At 53.9% G+C, this 12,771-nt stretch carries 7 protein-coding genes; 1 reads left to right on the forward strand and 6 read right to left on the reverse strand.

The window, feature by feature from the left end:
• Window positions 1–113: 113 nt before the first annotated feature.
• From MRY86_RS09885 to MRY86_RS09900, 4 genes are all read right to left on the reverse strand, one after another.
• On the reverse strand, window positions 114–1,442 hold the full coding sequence (locus tag MRY86_RS09885) for an aminotransferase class I/II-fold pyridoxal phosphate-dependent enzyme (RefSeq protein WP_293566785.1): 1,329 nt from the start codon (window positions 1,440–1,442) through the stop codon (window positions 114–116).
• A 632-nt stretch (window positions 1,443–2,074) separates the two neighbouring features.
• The gene (locus MRY86_RS09890) at window positions 2,075–4,003 is read right to left on the reverse strand and encodes a prolyl oligopeptidase family serine peptidase (RefSeq protein WP_293566784.1); all 1,929 of its coding nucleotides are present in this window, start codon (window positions 4,001–4,003) and stop codon (window positions 2,075–2,077) included.
• Window positions 4,004–4,296: 293 nt separating this feature from the next.
• A complete protein-coding gene (locus tag MRY86_RS09895) occupies window positions 4,297–6,096 on the reverse strand; it encodes a hypothetical protein (protein ID WP_293566783.1) in 1,800 nt (599 codons plus the stop codon).
• 176 nt (window positions 6,097–6,272) lie between these two features.
• Complete coding sequence (locus MRY86_RS09900) at window positions 6,273–7,070, reverse strand: T9SS type A sorting domain-containing protein (RefSeq protein ID WP_293571397.1); 798 nt, start codon at window positions 7,068–7,070, stop codon at window positions 6,273–6,275.
• 236 nt (window positions 7,071–7,306) lie between these two features.
• Here MRY86_RS09900 and MRY86_RS09905 point away from each other — a divergent pair, with 236 nt between their 5' ends.
• Complete coding sequence (locus MRY86_RS09905; protein WP_293571399.1) at window positions 7,307–9,589, forward strand: TonB-dependent receptor; 2,283 nt, start codon at window positions 7,307–7,309, stop codon at window positions 9,587–9,589.
• 54 nt (window positions 9,590–9,643) lie between these two features.
• On the opposite strand, the gene MRY86_RS09910 is transcribed toward MRY86_RS09905, so the two are convergent.
• Window positions 9,644–10,747 carry a slipin family protein gene (locus MRY86_RS09910; RefSeq protein ID WP_293569291.1) on the reverse strand — a complete coding sequence of 368 codons (1,104 nt, stop codon included), beginning with the start codon at window positions 10,745–10,747 and terminating at the stop codon, window positions 9,644–9,646.
• Between the two features lie 924 nt (window positions 10,748–11,671).
• A partial coding sequence (locus MRY86_RS09915) for a T9SS type A sorting domain-containing protein (RefSeq protein ID WP_293569292.1) occupies window positions 11,672–12,771 on the reverse strand: 1,100 nt, incomplete at its 5' end.

Raw genomic sequence — 12,771 nt, forward strand, 5'->3', positions numbered from 1 at the left:
CTTCCCAGCGTAAATGCTGACCTGTCTGCCGAAGTACCGACACGAAGGCAGGCATTGAGTAGGTTTGCTGTGGCAAACCACTTAATCGTCAGTATATCTGTTCTTAAGCTGCCTTAGCCCTTCCGAAAATAGCCCTTCAACCGCTCCAGCGCCACCTCCAAATGGCTCAAAGGCAATGTAGTATACACTATCCTAAACACCCCGTATTTCTCATGCTGAAACCCGGCACCGGGCGTCAGCAGTATGCCGGTACTGTGGTAAATGTCCATCCAAAGGTCTTCCTGCCCCTTTTCGCTATCCTCTTTCAGGTATCTGGAGAAATCAGCCCAAACAAACAGGCTGCCGCGGCTGGGGACGTAGGGCACTTCCAACTCCCGAAGGGCCTTGACGACTGCTTTGTAGCTCCCGGTAAGCCGGGCTTTGTTGGTTGCGATGTAGTGCTCCAGGAAGGCGTGGTCTTTCATCAGCTCCCCGATCACCCACTGCGTAAGGTTAGAGACCATCTGCGGGATATTGACATTCCCAAACCCCTTGAGGAAGCTTTCATTCAAAGAATGTACGATACCAAACCGGAACCCTGACATGGCAAAATCCTTGGACAGGGCATACCAGAGGTGCAGGTAATCGCTTTGAAGCTCCGCCATGAGCTGTGCGAAAGATTGGGGCACCGTTGCCGGCGTATAATCTGCACGGATGTCACCGTCCTCGATATTCACCAATGATAAGCCGTAAATTTCACTGACAACCAGGTGCACCTCATGCGCCATGCACCATTCGGCAATCTCCCTCAGCTGTTGTTCCGAGTACATACAGCCGGTGGGGTTATCCGGTGAAGTCAGCAGCAGGATTTTGAACCTTTGCCCCTGCCCGCTGATATCCGCCCAGGCAGCATCCAGGTGTGCGGTGGTCAGGGGGGAAAGATCACCACGATCAGCAGGATGGTGATGCGTTTGCAAATCGTAGCGCTGCAATCCGCTTTTCAAGCCCACATCATTGGTGTACATGGGGTACGCGGGGGCCGGAATCACCACCACATCCCCCTCATCGGCCAGCATAAACGTACTCACCTCTATGGTCGCTGCAGCACCGGCAGAAAAGGCGATGGAATCAGGCGCAATGAGACATTGGCACAGGTATTGCTCCATAAATGCCGCCACGGTCTCCCGGACCTCCGGGTGCCCATTCGGATCCGTATACTGGAAAGCCCATTCGGGAACAGCGCCCTGCTGCAAAATTTCATCTATGCGCGCCTTCATCATCGGGATCATCAGGGCATTCTCCGCCACATTCAGGGTGAAGTACCCTTCGGGATTCTCCTCCGGATCATACAGGTTTTGAGCGGCTTCAAAGAAGAGGTCCATGTCCACCCGGGCAGCGGAGGCCGCCAGGGGAGCCCCTCTCCTGGAAAGGCCGGAAGCCGGTGTCGTTTTTTCTATCGCCATTCGAGCTTTGATTTGTGGTTTTGGCCTGGTTCAGGCAAATTGGTAATACCGTGATCCGCACATCTAAGAATTCGGCCACTCGACTACAGAACACCTAACAAGCTTCTGATGTGCAGAATTGAGCGCCCTGCCTTTGCATCTCGTGGATAAGCTGGAGCAGAGTGGGAAGCTCTACCCCAGCAGCTATCGCACTTTGATGGCCGGTGGTCACTTTCTGTTTTTTTCGAAATTTGTTATACACACTTATTCAAGAACTTATCTGTAATTTTGTATCCCCGGCAACATCGTAAACCACCGAATTCGCAGAACCTGTCTGCACGGCGAAGCCAGATAGAGTCACACCTCACTAACCCACGCAACAACAAAACCTAATGACTGCACCCTACTCATCCCCACACCAACAAAGCCCCCCGACTTCGTAGAAGTCGCATCCTACTCACCCCCCACAAAAAGAAGATTTAACGACTTCGTAGAAGTCGCACCCTTCTAATCCAGGCAACAACAAAGCTTACCGACTTCGTAGAAGTCACACCTTAGTAACACAAGCAGCACCAATGCGAACCGACTTCGTAGAAGTCGCACATTACACCCTATATCATAAACTCACCTGAAATTCAGTTGCAATCAAAGCCCTAACTCGTCACCAACGCCTCAGGCACCCCCACCTCCAGCGGCTGCATCAGATAAGTCTGCAGGAATAAGATCACCGCCTGATTGTAAAAATCACGATTCGACTTTTTCCGGAAGCCATGCCCCTCATCCTTAGCCAGCAAGTACCAGGCCTCTCCCCCATTCTTACGGATTGCCCGCAGCATTTGCTCCGCCTCACTGGCCGGCACCCGGGGGTCATTCTGCCCCTGCACGATGAGCATCGGCTTGGTAATCTTATGAGCATTAGTCGTCGGAGAAATCTGCTCCAGATGCCGGCGCATAGCCGGATCACGCTCGTCCCCATACTCCACCCGGCGAAGATCGCGGCGGTAAGACTTGGTATTCTTCAGGAAGGTAATGAAATTACTGATGCCCACGATGTCAATCCCGCAACAAAGGCGGTCGTTGTAGTGCGACATGCTCGCCAGCACCATATAGCCACCATAGGAACCGCCCATAACCGCCACACGACGGCTGTCCAGTTCGGGCTGCTGTTCAATCCAGTCAAGCAGCGCCCCGATGTCCCGCACAGAATCCTCCCGCTTAAAGCCGTTATCCAGCTTGAGGTAGTGCTTCCCATAGCCAGACGAACCCCGCACATTCGGAGCGAGCACAGCCACGCCAAGTTCTTTAAGGTAGTACTGAAAAGCCGGTGAAAAGCCAGGCCGAAACTGACTCTCCGGTCCCCCGTGGATGTAAATCAGCACAGGCATGGGCGCATCCTGTGGCTCTGGCCGGTAATAAAAAGCAGGAATCTCCCGGTCTTTGCCCCCTACCTGATCAAAAGTCGGATAATGAATGAGCCTGGGTTTGACAAACCCTTTGCGGTCTAACCCACCCACTTCTGAAAAGGTCCACTGCTGCAGGTCCATCGTTTCCACATCCAGCACATAGGCATCGGCCGGCGCCTGTGGCGTATTGATGGTCAGGGCAAGGCGCAGGGTCTTGGGATGCCAGCGCATATCGGCAATAACGCCTTCGGGAAGGACTTCCACCCGCTCGTAGTGTTCCTGCGCCGTATCATAGAGGTACAATTCGGAAATGCCGTTCTTATTGATGACAAAGGCGAGCTGTGTGCCATCCGCGGAAAGCTGCAAGCCTTCCACTTCCCAGTCCAGCCCCTGGGTAATCTTTTGCTTCGATTGGGTATCCAGGTCGTAAACCATCAGCCCGCGCCATTCGCTATCTGCATCAGATGTGTAGTAAATCCGGCGGCCATCGGCAGACCAGCTGCCGGAGCGGCAGGCAATATTTGAATCCGCCTGAATGGTCTGCAATGTACCGGTCTCCACATCCAGTAGATGCAAGTGGCTTTCATTGATCGACCGATAGTTGATGACGGTCACATACCGTCCACCTGATGCCCATCCAACCGGGTACCAATAGCCCTTGCCGGTAAAGACCAGTCGTTCACCTGTACCACCTGCCAGGTCGTAGAGGTACAAATCCTGATCAATGCCGTTGCGCTTGGTACTGCTGTAAATAAAGGCGCTGCCCTCCCGGTTCCATACGCCGCTGCTGTGCTTGGATTCTCCATCCGTCAGCATTTCGTATTCCTGCTTCCGTAAGTCATAGAAGTACAGCTGGTAAGCCTCATTACCACCCGTATCCCGCGCAAACAGGAACCCCTGACGGTCAGTATCGGGGCAGGTGCGGGCAATATAAACCGGCTCGTCAAAAAAGGTCAGTTGTTTACGGAAGTGCCCGGGCCGGACCACTTCGTGAATCTGTGCAGCTTCTCCAAACCGGGTTGAGATCAGTAACCCACTGCCATCAGGCAGCCAATCGGCCAAAGCCGCCTCGCGCGTCTGCTGATACAATTGTAGCTTGTCTTTCAGCAAGACAGGGATTTCCGGGATGTTCTCAAGTAGAAGGTTGCCTATTTCTTTTCTTCTAATCTCAACTGTCATAATTCAGGGTTCGCAAGAGTACGGTGGGATATTCCACCATCGGACCGACTATCTAAGACCTGGAGTTCAGACTTGCGGTGCCAGATTCAGTTTGGGATTATGCGCAGTGTTTAGCCCGCAAAGCTACACTTTTTTCGGATACCCTGCTGAGTACCAAATCAGTAGCTGCCCCGGACTGAACACTGCGCTCTGGCTTTTTTGGTTGCTCTTGCTTGTTTAGCCCCTCAATATATGATTTTTCATATATTTTAACAGTTAAGAAACAATCTTTTTTAATCTCCGTCTTCAAAAGCCTATTGAATGACGACCGAAATCGTTTTCCCGCCAGCTTTGGTCTGAATTTGTAAATAATGTACGCCGGTGGCTAATATCGGGAGATCGAGCCGCAGCGTTTCGCCCACATCGCCCCCTTCCAACCTCCACGATTGCAGCTGTTGCCCAAGCGTATTCATCAACCGAATGTTCATCGGGCCTCCAGGTATATCCCCGCTTATCCAAACCGGCGCACCGGGGGCAAGCAGCGTTGGGTAGACGTTTATGCCCTGAAGTGCCGCCTCTTCCACACTTACCGGCATGCAGTTGGGGAAATTGGGGTCGTAGGTCATGCTTTGGGTGTACGAACGGCTACAGCCCGTAAGCGGATTGACTACCTCCAGGGTGTAACTCCCTGAAGTGCTGATGCAGTATTCCAAACCATTGCCGCCTTCCAGGGGCTGCTCATCCAGGTACCACTGCAGCTCATAGGGGTCAGGCAGGGTGTCCGGATCCAGCAGGAAGAGCAGGTTTTGCTCAATCTGGAAGATGGGGAAAGCCGGCAGGTCGTTGAAATCCAGCAAAAGGGTGTCAGAAGTGGCGCTGCAGCCATCGGCATTGGTGTAGGTGACCCAGTAGAAGCCGCTTTCGCCCACAGAGAGCAGATCGCCATTCGCCTCAAACAGGGGCACTGTGTCGAGGTACCATTGGGTGTTTTCGGTGTAGTTGGTCATCAGCGTCAGGGAGTCGCCATCGCAGAGGCCCTCACCGCTGTAGCCCTGCAGTTCAGGCTTTTCCGGTTGCTCGTAGACCGTTATGATGCCTTCCGAGCGGATGGTGTCAACAGGATTGATGATGGTAATATCTACCGTAGCGCCATCGTCTTCCAGCTCCCCGTTTGAAGTCTTAACAAAGCCAAAAACGCCGCAGACATCATCGCCTCCGTCCAGCCCCTGATCGTCATCCACGACCTGAATTTGGTAGGGGCCATTGTCGATGAAAATGCCGGGCGCAAAAACAACAGGCAGGCTGGCATTCTGCACCACATCAGAGGCAAAAATTTTGTCGCCTAATGGGTTATAGACTTCCAGAACGAGGTCGGGCGCGCCCCCGAAAATATCATTGCAGTCCACATCCGTAATGACCACCTCCGTTAGCTGATGCCCAAAGGTGTCCACAATCACCTGATAGCTCACTCCGTACTCACCAGGCGTATCATAAACCTGCGTGCCCGGATTTTCAGCAGCAGAACTTTGCCCATTACCGAAATCCCAGATGTAGCTGAAGCCATCGGTGCCGTTGGAAGGCACATTATTGGTAAAATTGGCCACCACCTCCCCGCAGCCTGAGGTATTGTCGATGGTGAAGCCTTCTGAAATGACCTGTCCGGGCAGGATGAGAATAGGAATGGTGACCGCAGAAGTCTGTGTAGCCACCAAAACCTGGGCCGAAATAATGACTTCCACCTCATACAGCCCCGGAATAAGGGGCGTACCGCAGAAGCGCACACAGCCATCCGTATTTTCGCTAACGTCGAAAGCCAGTTGATTGGCTTCCCACTGCAAGCCCGGCGGCACATTCGCCACAGAGCTGATCGTCATTTGGGAAATGGGAAGCCCCGGAGGCGTATCCGGGTCGGTGGCATTAACCGGCGTGGTGGTTTGGGGCAGGCGGAACGACAGGTCTTCGCTGTAAAATTGACCGACCTGCCCGTCCGGGGCAGCCGAAATGTAGATGGTATCCTCTGGGAGGGCGGGGAGATTGACCGTACAGCCGGGGCAGTTGGCTTTCGCCGAAAGGCTAAGGCCCCAAAACAAGATGGTTAGGTATAAGTACTTCATGTCCTTCTGAATTTTAAATAACAAGACCGCCCTTGTGCAGCACAAGGCGCTGTACAAGAACGGTTTGCCAGTAAAGAAAATTTTATAGGGTGTCGGAGCGGGGCTTCACGCTGCAGGGTGGGCAGCACCCCGCTCCTTGTCAGAAGGACTGAATTCTTGGAGACCCGGCAGGGGTACTACCGGTTGATAATCATTTTGGAAGTAGCGGCATGGCGGCCATCGGTGATACCGTAAAGGTACATGCCTTCTGCCAGTTGGCTACCGTTGAAGTCGATATGGTTTTCACCTTCGATCAGCTGAATTTGCTGTTGGTGCACCTGACGGCCCAGCAAATCCGTAACGAAGAACTGGTACATGCCCGACTGTTTGGCATCCACCACCACCTGCGTGAGGTCCCCGAATGGGTTGGGGCGGTTGCTCAGCCCAAAGTCTGCTGCAAAGGCCTCGTTGGTGTTGGAGAAGCAGTTGGTGCCACCTTCTTCTTTTACATTGAGATAGTAGTGTGAGCCATTCTCCAGATCACCGGGGACAGTCACTTCCAGTTCAAGACCGGCATTAATAACTGCTGCGATCGTTAAGTCATGTGCTCCGACTTCATCTGCCGTTGGCGTACCCGATACGATAATGCAGCCCTTAGTCTCCGCAGCAAACACACAGTTGGGCGGATTACACACGTAGTCCATAGAAGCCGGCAGGTTAGAAATCCCATCTTCCGCAGGGATGCTCACATCAATGAGCGGCACTTCAAAACCGCTCACATTGTAAATTGCCGGAATATTGAATGTAAAGACAAACTCATACGGACTGCCCACACAAGCCGTATCCGCAATACCGCCCTCAGGACGGAGCATTTCATTGTAAGGCAGTGGAGCAACCACCACCGAATCCGGAACTGTTTCGTCCGGCTGGCAATCCTGCGCATACCCAACGCTGGACAGGATAACCCCCAAGAAAATCAGTACAATTCGATTCATAATCGTGTTGTTTGGTAAAGTATTTAGCTGCCGAAGTTAGAAAACTTTTGGGAAAGCTAAATGGATTTATTGGAATCTGTCGGCTGCGTGCAAAGCGATTTTTTTCAGGAACTTGCTTGTCAAGTAACACGAATGCCTTAGATTTGTGCTTCCACACGCCCTGAAATTAGCACCCTGAACATTTTGGAGACCATCCACAGCCACTACTTTTGAGTGCTGTGCCTAATTCATTGCATATGACCAAGTACTACCTTCTGCTAATTTTTCTGTCCTTTTCTGTTTTACTGACTGCTCAGCAAGCCCTGCTCACCGGCCGGGTGACGGACGCCAAAACCGGGGAGCCTCTGATTGCAGCGACCATCAGCCTGCAAGGCCAGGGTACCGTAACCAACTTCGATGGGTTCTACGAGCTGGAGGCCGATGCAGGCAAACACCTCCTGAAAGCCAGCTATGTGGGCTATAAAACCTATGAAACGGAAGTAAACCTACCGGAAGGGGGCACCATTGAGCTAAATATGGCGCTTGATCCCCGCGCTACCGTACTCGAAACCGCTACCGTAACGAGCGGTAAATTCGAAAAGCCGCTCAGCAAGGTGACCGTCTCCCTGGAAGTCCTTCAACCGGATCTGATTGAGAACACGGGCAAGATATCCATTGACGAGGCGCTGGAGAAACTGCCGGGCGTCACCATCATCGACGGGCAGGCAAATATCCGGGGGGGCTCGGGCTATTCACAGGGTGCTGGCAGCCGGGTACTGCTGCTGGTGGATGATATTCCTATCCTATCTGCCGATGCCGGCTTTCCCAACTGGGACGATGTGCCGATCGAAAATATCGCGCAGGTGGAAGTGGTCAAGGGCGCGGGCTCGGCTTTATACGGCTCTTCCGCACTCAACGGCATCATCAACGTCCGTACAGCTTACGCCAAATCAGCACCGGAGACCGAAGCAGCGGTCTTTTACACCCATAATTTCAGCCCCGAAGATGAACGCCTGAAATGGTGGGATACCGCACCGCGCACCATCGGAGCGAGTGTGGCCCACCGCCGTAAGATGGGCAAGCTGGACCTGGTTATGGGCGGCTATTACCTGAATGAAGAGAGTTACAACGAAGGAGCATTCCGCCGCACCGGCCGCTTCAATGTAGGTACCCGCTATCGCGCTACCGACCGCCTGACCATCGGGCTGAATGCCAATATTAATGCCGGGGAGACCGCCTCCTTTTTTTATTGGGCCAGCGATACCGCCGCTTATCAGCCGGGGCCCAACACGCTCGGTGGCCGCCGCCGGTTGCGCTACAATATAGACCCAACTGTCACCTACTACGATGGCGCCAACAACCGCCACCGCATCCTGAGCCGCTTCTACAATATCGACAATGAGAACGACCTTAATCAGAGCAACTTCTCGGATATGTTCTACGCGGAGTATCAGTTCCAGCGCCGGATGGCAGCAGCAGACCTGGTCTTTACGGCCGGGCTGGTCGGGTCGGGCACGGATATCGAAGCGGAGCTGTACGGCGACACCACCTTCACCTCCCGCAACCTGGCGGCCTACGCCCAATTCGATAAGGAGTTTTTTGGCAAACTGAATGCCTCAGCGGGGTTCCGCTACGAGCGTAATGTACTGCGCAACCCTGGTTTTGAGTACGATGGGGGCACGGTGGACCCTTCTGACGAGGAGGAAGCCAAACCCGTGGCGCGCCTCGGGCTCAACTATCAGGCCGGCAAGGCGACCTTCCTGCGGGCGAGCTGGGGACAGGGCTACCGCTACCCTACCGTAGCAGAAAAGTATATTGTGACTGATGCCGGTGCGCTGCGCATCGTACCCAATCCCACCTTGCAATCTGAAACAGGCTGGACAGCGGAACTAGGCGTCAAGCAAGGCTTCCGGATTTCCAATTTTGAAGGGTTTCTGGACTTTGCGGTTTTCCGCTCCCGCTACTTCGATATGATGGAGTTCAATATTGTAGGCTTTAGCTTTCAGGCCATCAATATCGGAGACACCCAGATCGATGGATTTGAGGTCACCGCCGCTGGAAGAGGGGAGATTCTGGGATTGCCGGTAAGCCTGCTAGCCGGATATACCTACGTCGATCCGCGTTTTGAAGCCTTTGACACCACCCGTGTACCTGCCGGACAGGACCGCACACAGGGTCAGATCAATGCCAACAATTCTTCTTCGGATGAGAATATCCTGAAGTACCGTTCCCGCCACCTGTTCAAACTCGACCTGCAGGCGGATTATAAAAAGGCGTCCTTCGGCGTTGAGACGTTCTACAACAGCCAGATCGAAGCCATTGATGCGGCATTCCTGCTGTTCATCAGCGGGCTGCGGGACTTCCGGGAGCGCAACGACAGGGGCTTTACCGTGGTCAACCTCCGGGGCAGCTATAAGCTCACAGAGTCTGTTAAACTTTCTCTGCTGCTCAACAACCTGCTCAATGAAGCCTACTCGCCCCGGCCGGGCATTATGGAAGCGCCCCGCAATTTGACGATGAGACTGGACTTTGATTTCTAAGCGAATTGAAAAAGGGCTGCCCCAAACGGAGCAGCCCTGCAAGCAAACCCTTGTCTACTTTTTATCCGCGATAAAAAGCTCGCGCAACTGATCAATCACCTGTCCGCCACCGGAGACAGAAAGGCTGTTGATCTTCTCGGCGATCTTCTCCACATACTCCATCTCCTTGAGGCGGAGCAGCATGGCGTTATCCTCCATCAGCTTAGCGGAGTTGAGCAGGCTACGGGTGGCAGCCGCTTCGTCACGCCGGAGGATGGTATTGGCCTGAGCCTGCTTTTCAGCCACGAGGACCCGGTTCATGATTTCCCGGATTTCGCCGGGCAGGATGATGTCCCTCAGGCCTCCGGACAATACGGCTACCCCCAGGCTTTCAGTGGTTTGAACCAGTTCGTCCCGTATGTTGGTGTAAACGCTGTCCTTGTCCGCCAGCAGTTCGTCCAGCGTTCGGGTGCCCACATAAGACCGCAGCGCTAACTGCACCAACAGGTACAATTGGCGGGGCATATCGCTCACTTCCAGCAATGCCCGTTCCACATCCGTGATGCGGTATTGCAATTGAAAGTTGAGCCGGATGCCCACCCGGTCTTTGGTGAGGATTTCCTGCCCGCTGACCTCCATTGTCTGTACCCTTAAGTCAGCCAAAAGCACTTTTAGGTGCTGAGCGGTTTTCCAGAAGTAGTGCCGTCCGGCAGACAGCTTTTGCTTCAGCTCACCGTCAATCAGCAGGAGGCCAGTCTCATGGGTAGCCACATCGTACCGGTGCACCTGAGCCAGGACAACAGGCTTCGTAAGCAGTTCCGGCTTGACAACAGCTCCGACTTCCTCCTTGCGGGTGTCTACCATCCGGAAGTCGTAGTCGATACCAGACTTCCAGTAGACATGGCGCCCTGGCAACAACAGGTTGTGGAACAGCCCGTCCCGGTACTCCAGGCAACGCTCGTGGTCCTTTACTTCCACCAGGTGGACCTCAGCCCGAAAGCGTTCATCCTCCAGCAGGATGCTCAGGTCAACAGGCAAGACCAATGGCTTCGTCCTGTCGTAGAGCACCAGCCGCTGCCCCCAGCCCACCCAGTGCCATCCTTCCCGGCATACGCCCACGAAGGATTTGCCGCGGAACAACAGGCCAACCTCATGACGGCTGATCGTTACGAATTTCATGTCTTGGTTTTTTGCAGTTGTGAACTATTTAAAAATTTTGATTCCTTAAAAAACGTACAGCAACGGCGCCTCAACCCCAGAGATACGAGCCTGGCATTTAGTCTGTGGCAGCCTGTACAGTTGAGCTTTTACAACCCTGGCTCATCGCCAGGAATCGCCTTAGCCCGCAGCTCCGTAATTCAACAGGCGTACCTGCCACTCCACGGCGCTATGAAAAAGACATTCGGTACATTGCACGACGGTTTCCCTTCGGATAAGCACCATAAAGCCTTTCCAAGTGCACAGCCTCCGGCAGACGGTATCCTGCCCAACCGGTAGCCCTTCGGATGGTGAATCGCTTACAGCCTGACTGTAAAATCCACGGGCATCCGCTGCTGCACGTACGGTCCAGGTTTTTTATAGGGAAGAACCTGAGAACTTCCAGATGGATTATCAGTCCATTGCCCAAAATGGCGGTTGGTACAGGGCAAAGCCCCGTGAAAGCAAGTACTGTGTTCTAACCCGCTGAACTATGGCACGATTAAGCGCCAGATGGATTCGAACCATCGACTCCAGTATCCAGATGCTTATGCAAGCCTATGGTACCAAACGGTATACCCTACCCCAAACAGGCGGGCACCAGAGCGCTGTACAGAAACGCTGCTACGGTTCGGATACAATATGACCCACTTCTTTATTGGCGTGAAACCTGCACGCCTTGTTGTATTTTTGAAGGGTTGTTTGCTGTTGTCAGACATACATACAGCAGTTGGGAGGGAAAAATTCCCAGAGTGAATATTTTTTTACAAAAAAAATAGAGGCTGGATGAACGTCTCATCCAACCTCCTTCCGTAATTAATTGCACAAATTAATGGTCTGGAGTTTGTACTGCCGCGGCCCCTGCCTGCTCGGTCCGGACAAGGCAGGGACGGCACTCCATTTCATCTAGTCGGCTACCACCATCTTCTTCGTGGCAGTGAAGCGGCCAGCAGTCATGGTGTATTCGTATACCCCTGCTGCCAGTTTTAGCCGTTCTACGTTCAGCGTGTTCAACCCGGCTGCGGCATCCACTTCATAGGAGCGGATGAGCCGGCCTGTTACATCGCTTATTGTAATCGTTACCATCTCCTCTGCAGGCACTTCAAATGGGATCATCGTTGTGCCCCGGTAAGGGTTCGGCTGGTTCTGGCCAAGGTAGTAGGCTTCTTCAGATGCCATGCTGTTCTGCCCAAAGCTCAGGGCCACATCCTCAAACGTGCCGGCATTGCCGTACGCCTCCCGTGGCGTCACCGCATCGCTCATGCCCATGGCTTCGCTCAGCTGTATGTCCGTGCGGGCGCGCAGTACCAGGGTAAACATTTTGCTGTTCGTTGGCACCGCCGCTTCCGAGGCCCAGTTCCAGCTCATTGCTACCCGGCCCTGTGCGGCCTGTGTCAGGCCGAAGTGCCCCTCTTTGGCAATGCCCGGGATAACCTCCACCAGCTCCAGTGCCTGCGCATCAAACTCCAGCGTGCCCTGGAAGCCTTCAATGGCGGCCAGCTGTGGCGCGGTGAATGGGATGCGGTACTCGTTGCCCGCTTTAAGGGATTCGTCCGCCGTTTCCAGCTGGAAGCTGCCGTCAAAGCCCCGCTCATCAATTGCTGTGAAGCTGTTCGCCACTACATCGCCGCTCACATCGCCAATTTTCACGGCGATGAAGTCCGCTCCGCTGATGCCCGTTGCCGGCAGGTTGTTGATGTTCACCACTTCCGGGAAGGCTTCCTGCCATGGGTTCTCCGGGTTGGGGAACACATAGCTTGCTTCCACAAAGCGCCAGCTCGTGTTGTTCGGCAGCTCCGTGCTGATCGACAGGATCAGCTTTCGCAGCTGTATCAGGTCGAGCGTCGTGATGCTGCCGGAGTTGTTCGCATCCGCTGCAATACGCTTGTAAGGGCTATTGAGCGGCTCTACGCCCAGGATGTGCTTGCTGATCAGTACCAGGTCGAACGTAGACACACCGTTGAGGTAGTCGCCGTCGCGCTGTGGCGTGACCGTGTAGTCAAGCC

It is taken from the genome of Phaeodactylibacter sp. (assembly GCF_022763345.1).
In the GTDB taxonomy this organism is placed as follows: Bacteria; Bacteroidota; Bacteroidia; order Chitinophagales; family Saprospiraceae; genus Phaeodactylibacter.

Excerpts from the sequence above, each read along its gene's own strand:
- MRY86_RS09885 (WP_293566785.1), bottom strand. The coding sequence starts at position 1,442 with ATGGCGATAGAAAAAACGACACCGGCTTCCGGCCTTTCCAGGAGAGGG.
- MRY86_RS09890 (WP_293566784.1), bottom strand. The coding sequence starts at position 4,003 with ATGACAGTTGAGATTAGAAGAAAAGAAATAGGCAACCTTCTACTTGAG.
- MRY86_RS09895 (WP_293566783.1), bottom strand. The coding sequence starts at position 6,096 with ATGAAGTACTTATACCTAACCATCTTGTTTTGGGGCCTTAGCCTTTCG.
- MRY86_RS09900 (WP_293571397.1), bottom strand. The coding sequence starts at position 7,070 with ATGAATCGAATTGTACTGATTTTCTTGGGGGTTATCCTGTCCAGCGTT.
- MRY86_RS09905 (WP_293571399.1), top strand. The coding sequence starts at position 7,307 with ATGACCAAGTACTACCTTCTGCTAATTTTTCTGTCCTTTTCTGTTTTA.
- MRY86_RS09910 (WP_293569291.1), bottom strand. The coding sequence starts at position 10,747 with ATGAAATTCGTAACGATCAGCCGTCATGAGGTTGGCCTGTTGTTCCGC.